This is a genomic window from Legionella rowbothamii (assembly GCF_900639985.1).
GTDB classification, from domain to species: domain Bacteria; phylum Pseudomonadota; class Gammaproteobacteria; order Legionellales; family Legionellaceae; genus Legionella; species Legionella rowbothamii.
The window spans coordinates 39,052-56,947 of sequence record NZ_CAAAIM010000001.1 but is presented as its reverse complement, the minus strand read 5'-3'; the positions used below and the strand labels follow the sequence as shown (position 1 = coordinate 56,947).

Sequence of the window (17,896 nt, the reverse complement as noted above, 5' to 3'; positions counted from 1 at the left end):
ATTGCGAATACAATGGCGAAATTTACAAATATTATGAATGATTAATAGCGCTAACTTGTCTTAATTTGCAAGCAAAATGGCCAGCTAAAAAATGTAGCTTTAAACACCCTACCAAAATTAAATCATTTCATCTCCACCTTTAGAACCTAATGCAATCTTCCCTTCTTCTGCTAAGCTCTTGGCGATGGTGAGAATATCTCGTTGTGCACGTTCTACATCCACTACCTTGACCGGTCCTTGAAGTTCAATATCTTCGCGCAACAGATCAGCCGCACGTTTAGACATATTGGTATATATTTTCTCTTTGGTTATTTCGGTTGTACCTTTTAAAGCTAACTTTAACAACTCCTGAGATACGTCGCGTAATAAAGTTTGCACACTACGGTCATCCATATCGACCAAATTCTCAAATACAAACATTTTATCGCGAATTTTTTCACTTAAATCCGAATCCCATTCCTTAATTTTATCTAAAACCTCTTCTTCCATCGAACCATCAAAATAGTTAATAACATCAGCTACACTTTTGATTCCCCCAACGGAAGCAGATTTACTCACCTTTTGTCCACTGAGTTGTTTTTCAATTACCTGTCCAAGCTCACTAATAGCTTCTGGCTTTACCGTATCAATATTACACATACGTAATAAAACCTCTGAGCGTTTTTCCATACTAAAGTAACTCACTACTTCTGCAGCTTGCTCACTATCCAGATGAATTAAAATGGTTGCAATAATTTGCGGATGTTCATTTCGAATAACATCAGCAATTAACCGTCCATCCAACCATTTCAAACGATTAAGACCGCTGTCTTTATCTGACACCAAAATACGGTCGATAAATGGGGTTGCTTTTTCTAGTCCTAAGGCTTCTATAAGTATGGTTCTTAAATAATGTTCTGTATCTACGGCCAAGCTAGTCTGGTCGCCTATAGCACTAGTAAAATCAGCTAAAACATTCTGCATTTTTGTCCTACTGACATTATTTAAAGCAGCCATTGCCATTCCAACTTTCTGCACCTGTCGTGGTTCTAAATGCCTCAAAACCTCAGCTGCATTTTTCTCTCCCATACTGAGAAGCAGTATGGCTGCACGCTCTATTCCATCCATCTCTTACCCCCGATCAACCCAAGTTTTAACTACCTGCGCAACACGCTTGGGTTCTTTATCAACAACTTGGCGTAATAAATTTAATTGTGACTCATAATCATGTGCATCACCTACATTAATTCCCTCATCATAAGTCAATTCACCCTGAGCCTCTGGCTGGTCTTCTAGATAAGGCAGATCACCACCTCCTCCTTTATTGCTTGCCAGGGTTTTAAGCATCGGCCTTAAAACCCCAAAGATGATTGACAGAATAAACAATGCACCTACAACTTGCTTGACAATAGACCAGAAGATGTCTTTTTGCCAAAAACGTTCTTCAGGGAGAGGCGCAATAGGATCTGGCTTCACAAAATCACTATTGATTACATTCAAGCTATCACCACGTTTAGCATTTAAACCAATCGCGTCAGCAACCAACAGCTTGATTTGATCGATCTCCTTAGCAGTCAAGGCTTTCTTAGTCATTTTCTTAGTTTTGTCATCCATTATTGCAGGATTATCTACTAATACAGCTACAGACAAGCGCTTAATAGAACCTGGTTGATTTCTGGTATGACTAATGGTTTTATCCAACTCAAAGTTCTTCGTACTTTGAGTACGTACGTCCGTATTTTGAGTTGTCTCTGATGATTGCTGCCCTTGCGGATTCGCTGGATTCGCTGGAGCATTCGGATTCTTACCAGTAAGCGCCGGATTAGACTGAGGCGTATTAGATAATGAACCAGGCACTCCCTGTGCTTCATTGTTCGCATTACGCTTTTCTTGCAGTGTTTGTTCACTACGCAAGGAAGATTGTTCTGGATTAAACAGCTCTTGAGTTTGCTCATAGCTAGTAAAATCGATGTCCGCAGATACTTTAGCGCGCACACGACCATAACCTAATAATGGGGTCAAAATGTCTTGAATTTTTTGCGCATACTGACGCTCAAGATTTTGTCTATAATCGAGGAAACGTTCGGTATCAGTAAATAAGGTCTGTCCTCCTCCCTCATTCAATAATTGGCCATCTTGATCCACCACGGTGACACGACTTGCTGATAAATTAGGGATACTAGATGCCACTAAATTCACAATGGCAGCAATAGTTTGTTTTTTGAGCTCAAGTCCTGAATAAACATCAATGAAAACTGACGCACTAGGCTGCTGTGTATCACGAACAAAAGCAGATTCACGCGGAATGGCTAGGTGTACTCGGGCCGCTTTAATGTCATTAAACTTGCTAATAGTTCGAGCCAACTCCGCTTCCAGCGCTTGCTTATAACGTGCAACCTCCATGAACTGGCTGCTATTGAATGCATTACCGCTGGTAAATAGCTCCTCAGAACCAACCGGATCACGTGGCAAACCTTCAGCGGCTAGCTTAAGACGCGTACCTTGTAATTTTTCTGATGGGATTAAAATGGTACTGTTATTGTTATCAATTTTAAAATCGATACCATTGCGCTCAAGAGCCGATACGACTTCAGCTGTGTCTCGGGCATTCATTTGAGTATATAAAGGAACATAATTAGGATCACGAGACCATAAAACCACTGCTAAACCTATTGCAATACTCGCAGCCAAACCAATTAATAAACCAATTTGTCGCGGTATAGATAAGCTTGCAAATTTTGCTGCTACCATTGAAGCATTATCAGCCAATGCCATACTAAACTCCTGTAAAATCTACCCTGTAAAATAACTTGGGAGTTATGATTTGTCTATACTGGCATGCCCATAATGTCTTGATATGCTTGTAAAAATTTATTTCTGACTCGTAAAGCAGCCTCAAGTCCAAGATTAGATTTTTGAGTTGCGATCATTACTTCACCAATACTTACATTGCGATCGCCAAGTTCAAAACGGCTCTTTAAAGAATCGGCATTATTACTTAAATCACTTACTTGATTTAAAGCATTTTGAAAAATTGCACTGAATGAGGATTGATTTACGTCCCTATCGACTGTTGCGCCTTCAGCCTTTGCTGCCATTGATTGCATTTGATCAAATAGGCCAACGGTATTAATGTCATTCATTCCTTCGTCTTCCTCTACATAACATACTTATTATCTAAAACTTAAACCTCGAACGCATTTAGTCCCTAAAACGCTCGCTGTTTAGCTCCTCCTAAAAAAATGGTAACTATTCAGCCTAGTACACTGAAAAAACAGGTTTAACAGACTTTGAACGTAAACCTAAGTTTTCACTAGCATATTAACATGAATGCTATACAACATACCCTTCTTCACGCATTTTTGCTAGCTTATAACGTAAAGTTCTCTCACTAACTCCCAATAATGCAGCAACTTTTTGTCGATTCCCGTTATTTTCCATTAAAGTTTTAACAATTAGTTCAAATTCATGCACTTGCAAATTTTTACTACTCGCGGCTATAACCTCTGTTTCTTGAATAACTGTCGCCGAAAGTTGCAAATGTTCTACTTCAATAATTCCTTGAGTTTGTAATACCAAAGCTCGTTGGATGACATTATCTAATTCGCGTGTATTTCCCGGCCACGCGTATGCAAGCATTGATTTTTGTGCTGCAGGGCTAATGACAGGCACAATTGGCTGCTTATGATGACAGTGCTTACGAATTAGGTAATTAGCTAAGGGAATAATATCATTTTTCCGTTCTCTTAAAGGATGCCACTGTAAGGGAAACACGTTCAAACGATAAAACAAATCCTCTCGAAAGCGTCCCGCTTGAACTTCATCCTTTAATTGCCTATTTGTCGTCGCCAGAATTCGTACATCCAAACTAATAGTTTTGTTTGATCCAATACGCTCTACTTCTTTTTCTTGCAAAACGCGTAATAATTTTGCTTGCAGGCTTAAAGGCATTTCGCTGACCTCATCAAGAAGCAAGGTTCCACCTTGAGCCTGTTCAAATTTACCTGGGGTTGATTTATAGGCGCCTGTAAAAGATCCCTTCTCATAACCAAATAAAGTAGCCTCGAGCATTTGCTCCGGAATTGCCGCACAGTTTATAGCGATAAATGGTTTTTTCCTGCGTGTGGAATGGTCGTGTATGAAATGGGCTAATACCTCTTTTCCCGTTCCACTTTCGCCACTAATCATCACCCCTACTTCAGATTGAGCAACCTTTAATGCCATTGATAATAAAGCTTGGCTTTTTGGATCTTGTGCTATAGGCTCGCCAGTATCATCGTCATCCTGCTCCACTTTAATAAATTGATTAATCTTTTCAATGAGAACCTGAGCGCTAAAAGGCTTTTGTAAGTAATCTACAGCCCCCCGACGCATTGCATCAACCGCATCTTGTACTGACCCATAGGCAGTCATCAAAATAACAGGCAAACCAGGACGTTTTCGTTGAATTTCATTTAATAGTTGATTGCCATCCAAACCATCCATACGAATGTCAGTGAGTACGACTGCTGGATTATGTAATTCAAGTAGCGCAAGCGCTTCTTTACCATCCTTAGCGGTAATATAGGTATGTCCTGCAATGGTCATTGTTTCAGCTAAGGCTTCTCTTAAGACTGGATCATCTTCAACGATTAGAACATGACTCATAATAAAAATCCCTTTTTTCAAGCTACAGCCTGTTATCTTTCTTGTCTTTTGACGGGCAAAATGTAAACAGACCCTGATTTTATCTTAAGGCTTACGCATCATCTTAAAAAATAAATTTTAAGATTATGGCAAATACAAATTAACCTGCGTACCAACCCCTTCCATAGATTCTAAACTCACGGTTCCTCCATGAGCCTTGACTACTGCAAAAACTACAGCTAAACCTAAACCAGTTCCCTGGGCCTTTGTCGTATAAAAAGGAGAAAAAGCATGGCTTTTCACTTCCTCAGACATTCCCTTCCCATTGTCTTCAACTGATATATGAATACCTTGATTATCCATTGATGCTAGGGTTAAGTAAACCTCTGTTGCTCCAGATTGTATTGCGTTAATTACTAAATTTAAAACTGCCCCAATTAATGATTCGCCATGAATCATCCCTTCCTGGGAAATCAATTGGTTATTTACCTTAAACAACACCGAATGCGATGAAACATAAGGTTGTGCACGCTGAATTAATTGCGAACACCAATAGTTCATATCCATACGTGTAGGTTCTATAGTGGTACCTCGAGCAAAAAGCAGTAAATCCTGAATCTGTTGCTCGATACTACTATGACACTCATTCAACCTCTGAAACCAATTCTGGGTTCGATCATCAATACTAGTGAGGCTATGTAAATGATCGGTAAATAACATCGCTGAAGCTAAAGGTGTCCGGATCTGATGTGCTAATTGTGCTGTCATCGTACCAATAGAAACCAAGCGCTTATCATTTTCTTTTTCCTTCTCATAATCGCGTGTTGTGGTAACATCCGTCAAGCTAATTAAAATACCTGGTAAACTATCTAAAGTAGCGAGATCAGCATGCACACGTCGTCCATCAGCTAGAGAAACCTCATGTCCATCATCTGCTTGTGGAACAAAAGCACGCAATAAAACATCTAACCATAAAGATCCAAATAAACCATAACCCAACATTGCCTCTGCAGGGGGATTCAGCCAAACAATCCGGCCTTGTGAATTAATAATAACTAGAGCAGTCGGAAGGCTCGACAAAATATCCCATTCAGATATAGGCATCTGGGGTCTTACTGCACAAGTTTGATAATTTGAATAATGCATACTAGACATTATGATTATATGAATCTAAAGACTGTAACAAATTTTAAATAGAAAGCAAAATTCTTTTAAAATCATAGAATTAATTTTAAATTCTGTGTGACGATTAATTGAGCAAAGCATGGGAAAATAAATATATTTTAAGCTTTTATATCTCTTTTCCATATTAAAAATTATGATAAATTTCTGTGGCTCTCAGAGTCGGAATAAGATCACCTCTCATTGAAATATAGTGCCTCGCGTTAATTACTCGTGAATACGCATTTCAATTCAATTATTCAGCCCAGTATGCTGTTGATGCGAAACCTCAATATCTTCCCCCGAGATGATTACTATCAATCAAAAGCATATAAAAACAACAGATAATTTAATATATGCTTAATCTGTTTAATCTATAATCATAATAAATGAGGTTCATTATAACTGAGCTAAAATGAAGATAATTGAACAGACCACTGCTTTTCTAAAAAAAGTAACGTCTTGGTATGAAAAACGCAATACTGAGCAAGCGGTGAGAACGCTTTACAGTAAACAAAAATACCTTGCGGGATTCTTTAATGGCTTTAATACTTTTTTAGATCATTTTACAAAATATGGAGCCGTAATAACTCTTGCCTTATCTATTACCTCCTTTTTAGGCTTCTCTATGACGCCAGGAGGCTGGATGATAGTTGGAGCATCGATGCTAATAGGGGGAATAGTTCTAGCCGCAAACAGCATATTCAGTTATCTCGATAAAACTAAAAAACTGATAGAGGCGATTGAGACCCGGGATGCACATGAACGTCAAATTAAAGACCTCGCAAAAGAAATCGAGCTCCAATATGCTCAACATGATGCATTAGAAAAAGAACTAGAAACACTCCGTCATTCAGCGGAAAATTTTAATATTTCCAAAGACTTAGAAACTGCAAGTATTCTACCGGTTAATGCCAAAATAAAGCCTATTGAAGAGAACAAAAATGCAGAAAAAGAAAATCCATTCATCCAGGCTATAAAAAATCTAGCTACACCTTTTATAGCCTTAGCGCAACCATTTATCAAGCTGCCTCAACTACTAGTGCCCCAATTGCAAGAACTGATGGGTGCAACCACCCCTATACAACAAAGATTCAAAGAGCTGGCTGCTGTTTTAACCTTTGTAACTACCGCTTTTACTGGGCTTTTTACGTGGATGTCCTCCTTACTTGGAGGAGGAATTACACAATTGAGTTTCCTGCAGACATTGAGTGCCTTAACGGCCTCTTTAACTCCGGTTGGTCTAGGACTAATTTGCGCTACTATCTTATTAACTTCAGCAAGTCTACTTTTAAATAAAATATTCTTTAAAGACCCTCATGAGCAATTAACCAAAGAGCTAGAAGAAAAAAGAGAGGTTCATATTGATAGTTTAAATCAAAACCATCTGTTATTGTCTCAAATTGAATCTAAAAATGAATATCTAAAAGAAAAAGTTAAACTACTCACGTTAAAAATAGATTTAGTACAAAATACACTAAAAGATAAGGAACATAATAAACGACCCGTAATTGAAGCGGGGGAATCAAAAGAGTCATTGGAACCTCCCACTTTCGTCACAGATACCTCAAGCGCATCAAAAACAGACATTAAGCAAAAGCTGACCGATAACATTCACCATCTTCAAAGGTACATTCAATGGTATCAAGAGCAATTAAATAAATTGGAGCAAACAGAGATTTTAGAGAAATCCGATGTAGATATTTCTTCAAAAGAAGAAAACTCCCTGGAGCTAGCAAGTCAAGCCCCCCTCACTTTGTATAGCGCTACCACTGATTCCAACACCCGAAACAGTGAGATACGAGTGAAAAGTCCTCTTCAAAAACTTAGTATATTTAAGAATGATGTAGGAGTATCAGATAGTGATGACGCTCTTACTCCTAAAAAAATTTCTCCCGTCTAAAGAGTTATCGTGAGAAACTAATGTGTATTTTCCACCTTATACATTCCGATAACTCTCGTTAAACCGGTAATCTCAATAAGATCACGCCGAAACGCGGTAAGATTAGAAGAGCTACTTGGATTTATATTCTTCATCAAGTTTTTTTAAAAATGCCATTTTTTCGGCAATCTTGATTTCTAGGCCTCGTGGCACGGGTTGATACCAATTAGGCTTTTTCATCCCCTCAGGTAAATAATGTTCACCTGCAGCATAAGCATGAGGCTCATTATGGGCATATCGGTATTCATGCCCATATCCTAATTGTTTCATTAGACGCGTAGGGGCGTTGCGTAGGTGAATAGGTACCTCTCGCGACTTGTCTTTTTTTACAAAAGCCATCGCTTCGTTGAACGCATTGTAACCTGCATTACTTTTAGCGGCTATTGCCAAATAAATCACCGCTTGGCCTAAGGCTAACTCGCCTTCTGGGGCGCCTAAGCGCTCGTAGGTTTCTGCGGCATCATTCACAATTTGCATCGCGCGAGGATCGGCTAAACCAATATCCTCCCACGCCATTCTAATAATCCGTCGCGACAAATATAAGGGATCAACGCCTCCATCCAACATACGACAAAGCCAGTAAAGTGCGGCATCGGGATTAGAGCCACGAACCGATTTATGTAAGGCAGAAATTTGATCATAAAAATTCTCGCCGCCTTTATCAAATCGTCGCATATGCTGAGCTAAGGAGTTAATCACGAAGTCTTTAGTCACTTCAGTCACTTGCGTAGCGGTGCATGCGGTCTGCAATTGCTCCATGCAATTGAGTAATCTTCGAGCATCCCCATCCACATAATCAATAATAATTGCGATTGCTGCTTCATCGAATGGAATTTCAGTAAGAACTGCCTGGTGCGCTTTTTCAAATAATTGTTTTAATTCTTCATTACTTAATGACTTTAATACATAAACTTGTGCTCGTGACAACAAAGCAGAGTTTACTTCAAAAGAAGGGTTTTCCGTTGTTGCTCCAATAAACGTAACCAAGCCAGATTCGGTATAAGGAAGTAATGCGTCTTGTTGGGATTTATTAAAACGATGGATTTCATCAATAAACAGGATGGTATGTCTACCTTGAGTCAGATTCTCTTGGGCTTGTTCCATTGCAGCCCGAATATCTTTAACACCCGAAAAAACCGCTGAAAGTGCGATCCACTCGCAATCAAAAGCCTCCGCGGTAATTCGCGCCAAGGTTGTTTTACCAACTCCTGGAGGCCCCCATAAAATCATCGAGTGGAGCTTACCGCCCATGAAACTAAGTCGTAAAGGCTTTCCCTCTCCTAACAAATGCTGCTGACCGATTACGTCATCAATATGTTTTGGTCGTAATAATTCGGCCAATGGCAAGGTGGGAGGCTTCCTTGACTCAGTCATTGCTGTACCACATCAACCCCTTTTGGCGCCTTAAATTGAAACAAAGGAGCCGCCAATTGAGGGTTTAATTTAGTTTTTACCAACTCTACTGTAGTCACCTGCCCTAGCTGATCATACAATACCAGTTCAGTTAGCATATTTTTATGAAATACCAGCTTCATGCGCTGAAAATTTGCTTTGGGTGATTTGGATTTCAGATCAAAAACAGGATTATCCCCTGAGCCAGTTTGAACCACGGCAAAATCTCTCGTTACCGTATCGTCATAACCACTTAAAAATAAAGCAGCTGTTCCACCTAAACCTTTTTCTTGTTTTTTCACTGTGACCTGCTCGAGATCCGTATCATAAATCCAGATACGTTGACCATCAGCAATCATCAATTGTTCCATAGGTTCTTTAGTTTGCCAGCGGAAACGCCCAGGTCTTTGTAGCGCCATGGTTCCGGAAGAGCGAGAAACTACACGCTCTTTCGCTTTAACGACCTGTTTAAAACTTGCGGTCATAGAGCGAATTGCATTTAATTTAGTTTGTAATATTTGATCAGCCGTTTCACAAAATGCCCCGGCAGAAAAACTCATAAGAACTGCAAGCACTATTTTTTTCATGATCAATCCTCTGTTACTGAGTTAACTAAGACATCACGATAGCCACCATCTAGGGGGCCAACAATTCCTGTACGTTCCATTTCCTCGACCATACGTGCAGCACGGTTGTAACCAATTTTCAATCGTCGTTGTACTGCAGAAATACTGGCTTTACGTGTTTGGATGACAAACTCAACTGCTTGATCATAGAGCGGATCCTCATCTTCAGCTTGACTATCCCCATCAGCACTGCCCCCACCTTCATCACCATCTACACCTAATCTAGTGATGTCCTCGATATAATTGGGCTCACCGCGAGCGCGCCAATCATCAGCAATACGATGCACTTCTTTATCATCAACAAAAGCACCATGAACACGTAATGGAGCCCCACTTCCTGGAGCCAAGTATAACATATCTCCATGGCCTAATAATTGTTCCGCACCTTGCTGATCCAGTATAGTACGAGAATCAATTTTTGAAGAAACCTGGAATGACATTCGTGTTGGAATATTTGATTTAATTAATCCGGTTAAAACATCCACTGATGGGCGCTGGGTTGCTAAAATCATATGGATTCCTGCAGCGCGAGCTTTTTGGGCAATACGAGCAATTAATTGCTCGACCTTTTTGCCCACAACCATCATCATGTCAGCAAGCTCGTCAATAACAACGACGATATGAGGTAAAGCTTCTAACAAGGGAGCTGTTTCATCCATTGAATCTACTGGTTTCCATAAAGGGTTCGATAGTGGTTCACCACTTGCAATCGCTTCAACAACCTTGGTGTTAAAACCAGCAAGATTTCTTACTCCAAGCGAAGCCATTAATCGATAACGGCGCTCCATTTCCTCAACACACCAACGCAAAGCGCTCGCAGCCTCCTTCATATCAGTTACGACTGGAGCTAATAAATGAGGAATACCATCATAGACAGACAGCTCCAACATTTTAGGGTCCACCATAATTAGACGAACTTGCTCTGGAGTAGCCTTGAAGAGGATACTCAGAATCATGGCATTAATCCCCACTGACTTACCAGAGCCGGTCGTTCCGGCAACTAATAAGTGCGGCATTTTAGCCAAATCAACCACGACTGGATGTCCCGCAATATCAACACCTAAAGCCAAGGTGATTGGTGAATGTGCCTGTTGATACACATCAGCAGACAATACATCCGATAAACGAACCATTTCACGCGAATTATTCGGCAACTCTAAACCAACAACGGTTTTACCGGGAATAACTTCGACCACGCGCACCGAAATTACCGATAAAGAGCGCGCCAAGTCTTTAGATAAGGCCGTTAATTTACTGACTTTAACACCAGCAGCCAATTGCAATTCAAAGCGTGTAACAACAGGACCTGGATGCACAGCCACCACATCTGCTTGTACGCCAAAATCAAGTAAATGCTGCTCCAATTCTCGAGAAACATTTTCTAATTCTTGGTGGGTGTACCCCCCCATTGGTGTTCCGGGCTCTCCCCTATCCAGCAAGTCTAAACCAGGTAAAGTTCCTGGATTATATAGCTTAGGGGCACGAATTTCTTTTAATTCACGAGGAGGTGGTGCAACAACCACGGGAGCAGGTCTTACTACCTCAGCTCGAACAGGCTCTGATTTAATTGGTTCAGGCTTAATTATTTCTGACCTCACAGGCTCAGCTCTTTGAGCAGCAGGTCTCTCTACATTAGCCATTAAAACTGGAGCAGCTTTTTCTACCTCAGGTTTGGAATTAAATAACTTAGGTGCTGCTTTTTCTTGAGCTAGTCTATCCTCTGCCGCAGATCTACGTACTTTATATCCTGCAATCCATGCCTTACCTGCACTAATTACATTTTTCACCGTAGCATAAATCTTATTGAGCAAAGATAAAGTGTAAAAGCCAATTAACTCTACTGCTTGTAACCAGGATATTCCAGTAAGCCAGGTAGTTCCAACCAAAAACATGGCTAATAAAACCAGCACTGCCCCATGTAAATTCAACATGTGAAACCATGCTTTGCCTACAGCTTGCCCAATAAGTCCTCCTGGACCATGCATGGGATCCAGGCGGTTCCAATGCGCTTGAAAACTTAATATACCACTGCCACCCATGACCATCAGCACGAAGCCGCCAAGGCGTAAAGATAAGACACGAAGATCAAGTACTTTTAATGCCCGTAGATCTTGAAGTATTGCCCATGCAACATAAACAAAAACAATCGGTAATAAATAAGCGAAATAACCAAAAACAAAATAAAGAGCGTCAGCAATATATGCGCCCACCTGTCCTCCAGAGTTAGCAACTGTTTTTCCTGCACGTGATACATGCGACCAACCTGGATCAGTAAATTGATAGGTCATTAACGATAAAAGAACAAATAAAGCCCCAGTTAAAGACAATATAAAACTGCCCTCACTAAGACGTTTGATGATGAAACTTGGCATGGTTTTTTTTAGGGAGCCAGCCTTTCTCCCCGATTGTTGTTTTGCCATAGGTATATTCAAAGGTTTGTTTATGTCATAATGTTCGCCATCTTAACACAAAATATCAAAATATTAAGGAAGGCAGAATCGATGAGCGATAGTAATCACCACCGCTTAATCATCTTGGGTTCAGGGCCTGCAGGTTACACTGCTGCAGTCTATGCCGCAAGAGCAAATCTAAATCCAGTATTAATTACTGGTATGCAACCTGGTGGACAATTGACCACGACTACAGAGGTGGACAACTGGCCAGGAGATATTGAAGGTCTACAAGGCCCCGCATTAATGGATCGCATGCAAAAACATGCAGAGCGTTTTGATACAAAAATTATTTATGATCATATCATTAATGCTGACTTATCTAAGAAGCCGTTTACCCTGCGAGGCGATAGCGAAACCTATACTTGTGACGCATTAATTATTGCCACAGGAGCATCTGCACGCTACTTAGGTTTAGAATCCGAATCTGCGTATCAAGGCCGCGGGGTTTCTGCCTGTGCGACTTGTGATGGATTCTTTTTCCGTAACAAGGCAGTTTGTGTTATCGGTGGTGGAAATACTGCAGTTGAAGAGGCTTTGTATTTATCTAATTTAGCCTCTCACGTTACCCTGATTCACCGACGTGATAGTTTGCGGGCTGAAAAAATTCTTCAGGACAAATTATTTGAAAAAGAACGAAGTGGTAATATCAGAATTATTTGGAACAGTGCCTTAGATGAAGTAATCGGGGATGGGAAAAAGGTTACTGGGGCAAAAATTCGTCATGTTCTTGATGATTCAATAGAGCAACTTGATGTTGATGGCGTGTTTATTGCCATAGGCCATACTCCAAATACTGAGTTATTCAAAGACCAACTCAATATGAGAGATGGTTATATTACGATTAAATCAGGACTTGATGGCATGGCGACTAGTACTTCGGTACATGGAGTCTTTGCTTGTGGCGATGTTGCGGATCATATTTATCGTCAGGCAATTACTTCTGCAGGTTTTGGCTGTATGGCCGCACTTGATGCAGAACAATATTTGGATTTAGAACTCAAATAAGCCTCACCACATCTCCCCTTTGTACAATGTGAGAAAAAACCCGGTTAAAAGTAACCGGGTTTCATTAGGTACAAACCACAAAAATGTAGAACATCGGAAAGAGAAAGAAATTTTTTTATGTTGTCTTTAAAAAACTATTGAGCTGATTAGGTGAGCCTAGCTGGGACTAAATGCCTTGGGGTTCTGCCATCCGTGGCAAGCTCAGCAATCACAATTAGATTTGAGCGCGATAAGAATCATGATCAGTAGTGCAATCAATAGCCAATTGAACGGCACTCATTATGGGGCGGGTGATAAGACTAGCAAGGCTGATTATTAGGTTTAAAGCTTGAGCAAGGTCTGCTGCTATAGAGAGGACGAGACTAGAAAGTGCCATGCCAAATTCTGCGCCCGACTCTTCATCAAGGATGGAGGATGTTTTTTGTTGGTTCAAACTCCATAAATACATTCCTTTTGCTGCAGAAGCCAGTGCATTCACCAAATGAATTAACGAATCAAGAGCAAAGACTGGTTCTAAAAAGGAATCAATAAATGGTGTTGCAACAAAAGAAACGAAATCAGATTCCTTTTTTGTAATTTGACCTGCGCGATTACGATAGACACAACTCTGAATTGGAGTAGTCATAGTGAAAAATCGATGTTTGGTAGAAGCAAATGCCTCTTCAAGTTTTGTTTCAAAAATGGGTTTAATAATTTGCGGCATTTTATCTCCAAATAGTTTCTAAGATTAGTAAATGCGCAAATTATAAGTTAACTTTATTAAGGATTTATTAAATTGATTGATCTAATTTACTAATTGATTGGATGATTTTGATTTCATGGTTTCTTTATTGCGATTAAGCATTTTCAACATAATGTCTTTTCCCATAGCCTCGATCATTTTCATAAATAAGGGCGGAGTTTTGACTTGTAAACGCCGTAAGTCACTGTAATTCCAATAAATATATTCAACCGGTTCACGTGCATGAATTGTCGTACTTGCATTCCCATCACTAAAATAACTCATTTCACCAATAAAATGATAAGGTCCCAGCTCCAAGATTGAATCGTGAATATCAATATAAACTTGCCCATTGGTAATGAGCATTAACGCTTTTACTGGCTTATCTTTTTCTAGCACAACTTCATTACTGGCTGTTCCTCGATGACTTAACTTAATTAAGCGTAAGAAATCACTAGTTTGCATGCTGTCAAAAAATATTTTTTTTATTGATTGCAATTCGTCACTTAAATATTTAGGCATCATATCCCTTATCAAAAAACCAATTTGTACGAAATTAATAAGGAGCGAAGCAATTGCCCAATAAGCCATTGGCGGAATGTGAGCTAATATTCCATACAATAGAAATGAGGTGTCTGATAAAGCAAAGATAATACGAATCAAAAGCACTTTTCTGCAACTTAGACTAAGAAGAATTAAAATATTTCCTAAACTGTAAAGATGATCCAATTGCAATTGAGTTCCCCCTTGCGTATTTATAGTAATTGTAGAATATATTCAATATACTTCCAAATCTCGGGTTTTGCATGCTTCATGGAGAAACTGTACCTATGTTAAAAGACCCTAAAGAAGAGTTTTTATTCCCAGATCCTGAAACCAGCGATAAACAAGGGCTATTATTTATCGGTGGCGACTTGGACCCCAATCGTATATTACAAGCCTACGCACAGGGTGTGTTTCCTTGGTATGGGCCTGGCTCACCTATTCTTTGGTGGTCACCGAATCCAAGGCTTATTGTACGTCCTTCAGCATTTAAAGTGTCTCGTAGTTTACGAAAATCACTAAAAAAGCCATTTAAAATCACTGTAGATACTGCATTTAATCAAGTGATACGTGCCTGTGCTACTACTACGGGGCGTGTAGAAAATACCTGGATTGTTAATGATATGATTGAGGCATACACACAAATACATACAATGGGCTATGCTCATTCATTTGAAGTATGGCTTGACGATGAATTAGTTGGGGGATTGTATGGAATTAGCCTGGGACACGCTTTTTTTGGTGAATCCATGTTTCACAAAGTCCCTGATGCTTCAAAAATTGCGTTTTATTATTTATGTGAAACGATGAAACAATGGAATTTTGACTTTATTGACTGCCAACTTCCCACCCCTCATTTACTAACCTTGGGCGCGGAAATAATTAGTCGAGTGGATTTTATGCGCTTATTGAGGAATGCATTGGAATATCCAAGTATGCAGGGGATGTGGCAAGCTTCTTTTGCAAAACTGTTGACGTTAAATTAAGTACAACCTGGCTGCAAGCAACCAGGCTACTCTGATAAGATATTTATCAAACTCCATTTTATGGCATCATATAACTTGAACTGCCTTCAAAAGCTACATCTTGAGCTTTACCTTCGTAAACACATAACCAGGCCCCAAATGCTTCTTTCGCTTGTCGAGGTAGTTCATTTGAAGGATTAGAAAGTACTTCTTTAATGATCTCTTTGTTTATCGTGATGTTTTTGCCGTAAATGTACACGTTCCACTCACGGCCTTTTTCATCTTCGATTACCGACGTGGCTCCAGAGGAAACGATTCGAAAATCATCTACACTCATGGATTTTTTAGGTACTGGACAAGTAGGTTTTATTGTAGGCCCAAATTGCCCAGCATTAGCAAAACCAGCAATACTGAGTAGAATAAATAGCAAAATACGATTCACTTGATGCTCCAATTGTTTTATAAAGTATTGGCTATTTCCGTTCCGTGGAGGGGTCATAAAATCACTGACCTCATTAACTAAGGACGCAATGGTAGCCGAAACATTAGATTAAAACAATACAACTTGGATAATTTAAAACACCCTGATTGTGTGCCACATTGGGTTGCAGGATAACGCACATTAGTACAATTAATTTTCAATTTATACCTATAGTATAAATTTCAGCATTGCATAATTGCCATTGCCTTCATTTTAGCAGTATACTTGCGGAAGAATCATGTTTTTATTTTGAAAACATTACTTAATCGATTTGGTAATCATTTGAGAGACCTATGGCAAAAGAAGATCATATAGAAATGGCTGGCACAGTTATAGATACCCTGCCCAATACTATGTTTCGTGTTGAATTAGAAAATGGGCATATTATCACTGCTCACATTTCTGGTCGCATGCGCAAAAACTACATTAGAATTTTAACGGGTGATAAAGTTAAAGTGGAACTAACTCCCTACGACTTATCTAAAGGTCGCATTATATTCCGCGATAAGAATTAATTCCCTCAGATTTTACACCACTTTTTTCGCTTGAGCTCTCCTGAAATTACATTTTATTCAGGAGGGTTTTGGTTGCGAATTAAACGGTTATCCTGAATAAATCTATGTAGCCTTGCTTGCAAGCAATTAGTAGCACTTACTTACATGTGATTTGGTTAATAAGTATCGCTTGGAGAGGAACAGATTATAGCGGCTTGACTGCGGTAATTCGAGGTGAGAAAAAACTATTTAGTTACCGTTTAAGAAGGAATTCCTGGTTGCTAGCAACCAGGCCCCATTCATTTAGATATTATAATGCTTCGAATATCGCAGCAGCTCCCATACCAGTACCAATACACATAGTCACCATCCCGTATTTACCTTTGGTTCGGTGTAGACCGTGCAATAAGGTTGCTGTTCTAACTGCACCGGTTGCTCCTAAAGGATGTCCTAATGCAATAGCCCCACCTAAAGGATTTACTTTCTCTCGCGGTAACCCCAGTTCTTTAATCACCGCTAAAGCCTGAGCAGCAAAGGCTTCGTTTAATTCAATCCAATCAATTTGCTCTAAAGTTAACCCAGCACGCTTTAAAGCAACAGGAATGGCTTTTATAGGTCCAATTCCCATAATTGCTGGTGGAACACCTTCTACGGCATAACTTAATAATCGGCCCATGGGTTTTAAATCATATTTACGGACCGCCTCTTCACTAGCCAGCAAAGCAATACCTGCTCCATCACTAGTTTGTGAACTATTACCGGCAGTAACTGTTCCCTTTAATGCGAAAACAGGTCTTAATTTAGAAATCACATCATAAGATGTATCGGCTCTGGGCCCTTCATCATCAGCAATCAACTTTGTCTTAATATTTGTGGTTGAGTTTGCCAAGTTCGGTTGTCTTATTGTAATTTCTACTGGTGCAATCTCTGCTTTGAAATCACCACGCAATTGAGCAGCAATTGCCTTTTTATGGCTTTCGGCCGCAAATTCATCTTGTTGTTCACGAGTAATTTCCCACTGCTTCGCCACATTTTCTGCCGTTATCCCCATTCCGTAAGCAATGGCAACATGTTCATTATCAAAAAAAGCTGGATTTGCCGTGTATTTATTGCCGCCTAACGGCACCATAGACATGCTTTCAACGCCACCAGCAAGAGCTAATTGCATTTCGCCACTCCGAATCGATGCTGCAGCAGTTGCAATACTTTGCACCCCTGAAGAACAAAAGCGGTTAATCGTCATTGCCGGTACAGACTGCGGCATCCCCGCAAGCAAAGAGGCGATACGTGCTACGTTCATACCTTGCTCTGCTTCGGGCATAGCACAACCAATAACAACATCACCAATTTCTTCCCAATCAATATCTGGGTGGCGGCTCATTAAGGTTCTTATTGTATGTGCCAATAAATTATCAGGTAGTGTATGTTTAAATACACCTCGAGGTGCTTTTCCTACTGGCGTTCTTAATACATCAACTATGTATACATTAGTCATCGGTTAATCTTCC

At 39.9% G+C, this 17,896-nt stretch carries 16 protein-coding genes; 4 read left to right on the top strand and 12 right to left on the bottom strand.

What is annotated here, in order from left to right; translation table 11 throughout:
• Positions 1-117: 117 nt before the first annotated feature.
• From fliG to E1P08_RS00210, 5 genes are all read right to left on the bottom strand, one after another.
• Positions 118-1,107 (bottom strand): flagellar motor switch protein FliG, encoded by a 990-nt coding sequence (gene fliG / locus E1P08_RS00230; protein ID WP_133135023.1) that lies wholly within the window; start codon positions 1,105-1,107, stop codon positions 118-120.
• Between the two features lie 3 nt (positions 1,108-1,110).
• The gene (gene fliF, locus E1P08_RS00225; protein WP_133135022.1) at positions 1,111-2,754 is read right to left on the bottom strand and encodes a flagellar basal-body MS-ring/collar protein FliF; all 1,644 of its coding nucleotides are present in this window, start codon (positions 2,752-2,754) and stop codon (positions 1,111-1,113) included.
• A gap of 53 nt (positions 2,755-2,807) precedes the next feature.
• Positions 2,808-3,122 (bottom strand): flagellar hook-basal body complex protein FliE, encoded by a 315-nt coding sequence (gene fliE, locus E1P08_RS00220; protein ID WP_133135021.1) that lies wholly within the window; start codon positions 3,120-3,122, stop codon positions 2,808-2,810.
• Between the two features lie 190 nt (positions 3,123-3,312).
• Entirely contained in the window at positions 3,313-4,626 is a 1,314-nt protein-coding gene (locus E1P08_RS00215; protein WP_133135020.1) for a sigma-54-dependent transcriptional regulator, read from the bottom strand.
• A 123-nt stretch (positions 4,627-4,749) separates the two neighbouring features.
• Positions 4,750-5,751 (bottom strand): ATP-binding protein, encoded by a 1,002-nt coding sequence (locus E1P08_RS00210; protein ID WP_133135019.1) that lies wholly within the window; start codon positions 5,749-5,751, stop codon positions 4,750-4,752.
• A 430-nt stretch (positions 5,752-6,181) separates the two neighbouring features.
• Here E1P08_RS00210 and E1P08_RS00205 point away from each other — a divergent pair, with 430 nt between their 5' ends.
• The gene (locus E1P08_RS00205) at positions 6,182-7,669 is read left to right on the top strand and encodes a hypothetical protein (protein WP_133135018.1); all 1,488 of its coding nucleotides are present in this window, start codon (positions 6,182-6,184) and stop codon (positions 7,667-7,669) included.
• A gap of 111 nt (positions 7,670-7,780) precedes the next feature.
• Here E1P08_RS00205 and E1P08_RS00200 read toward each other — a convergent pair whose 3' ends face one another.
• From E1P08_RS00200 to E1P08_RS00190, 3 genes are read right to left on the bottom strand one after another with little or no spacing between them, the layout of a single operon-like run.
• Positions 7,781-9,082: a replication-associated recombination protein A gene (locus E1P08_RS00200; protein ID WP_133135017.1), complete on the bottom strand. Its 1,302-nt coding sequence runs from the start codon at positions 9,080-9,082 to the stop codon at positions 7,781-7,783.
• A complete protein-coding gene (gene lolA, locus E1P08_RS00195) occupies positions 9,079-9,687 on the bottom strand; it encodes an outer membrane lipoprotein periplasmic chaperone LolA (RefSeq protein WP_133135016.1) in 609 nt (202 codons plus the stop codon). The genes E1P08_RS00200 and lolA overlap by 4 nt, the downstream gene beginning before the upstream one ends.
• Positions 9,688-9,689: 2 nt before the next feature.
• Positions 9,690-12,146, bottom strand: coding sequence for a DNA translocase FtsK (locus E1P08_RS00190; RefSeq protein ID WP_133135015.1), 2,457 nt, complete (start codon positions 12,144-12,146; stop codon positions 9,690-9,692).
• A gap of 81 nt (positions 12,147-12,227) precedes the next feature.
• Between E1P08_RS00190 and trxB the strand changes: the two genes are divergently transcribed.
• Positions 12,228-13,184 carry a thioredoxin-disulfide reductase gene (gene trxB, locus E1P08_RS00185; protein WP_165485041.1) on the top strand — a complete coding sequence of 319 codons (957 nt, stop codon included), beginning with the start codon at positions 12,228-12,230 and terminating at the stop codon, positions 13,182-13,184.
• A gap of 214 nt (positions 13,185-13,398) precedes the next feature.
• On the opposite strand, the gene E1P08_RS00180 is transcribed toward trxB, so the two are convergent.
• Positions 13,399-13,887 (bottom strand): hypothetical protein, encoded by a 489-nt coding sequence (locus E1P08_RS00180; protein WP_133135013.1) that lies wholly within the window; start codon positions 13,885-13,887, stop codon positions 13,399-13,401.
• 81 nt (positions 13,888-13,968) lie between these two features.
• A complete protein-coding gene (locus tag E1P08_RS00175) occupies positions 13,969-14,640 on the bottom strand; it encodes a cyclic nucleotide-binding domain-containing protein (RefSeq protein WP_242602328.1) in 672 nt (223 codons plus the stop codon).
• A gap of 95 nt (positions 14,641-14,735) precedes the next feature.
• On the opposite strand from E1P08_RS00175, the gene aat reads away from it, so the two are divergent.
• Positions 14,736-15,434, top strand: coding sequence for a leucyl/phenylalanyl-tRNA--protein transferase (gene aat / locus E1P08_RS00170; RefSeq protein WP_133135012.1), 699 nt, complete (start codon positions 14,736-14,738; stop codon positions 15,432-15,434).
• Between the two features lie 58 nt (positions 15,435-15,492).
• On the opposite strand, the gene E1P08_RS00165 is transcribed toward aat, so the two are convergent.
• The gene (locus E1P08_RS00165; RefSeq protein ID WP_133135011.1) at positions 15,493-15,912 is read right to left on the bottom strand and encodes a hypothetical protein; all 420 of its coding nucleotides are present in this window, start codon (positions 15,910-15,912) and stop codon (positions 15,493-15,495) included.
• A 275-nt stretch (positions 15,913-16,187) separates the two neighbouring features.
• Here E1P08_RS00165 and infA point away from each other — a divergent pair, with 275 nt between their 5' ends.
• Entirely contained in the window at positions 16,188-16,409 is a 222-nt protein-coding gene (gene infA / locus E1P08_RS00160) for a translation initiation factor IF-1 (protein WP_058499675.1), read from the top strand.
• A gap of 289 nt (positions 16,410-16,698) precedes the next feature.
• Here the strand turns inward: infA and E1P08_RS00155 are convergent, their stop codons facing one another.
• Positions 16,699-17,883: an acetyl-CoA C-acyltransferase gene (locus tag E1P08_RS00155; RefSeq protein ID WP_133135010.1), complete on the bottom strand. Its 1,185-nt coding sequence runs from the start codon at positions 17,881-17,883 to the stop codon at positions 16,699-16,701.
• Positions 17,884-17,896 lie beyond the last annotated feature (13 nt).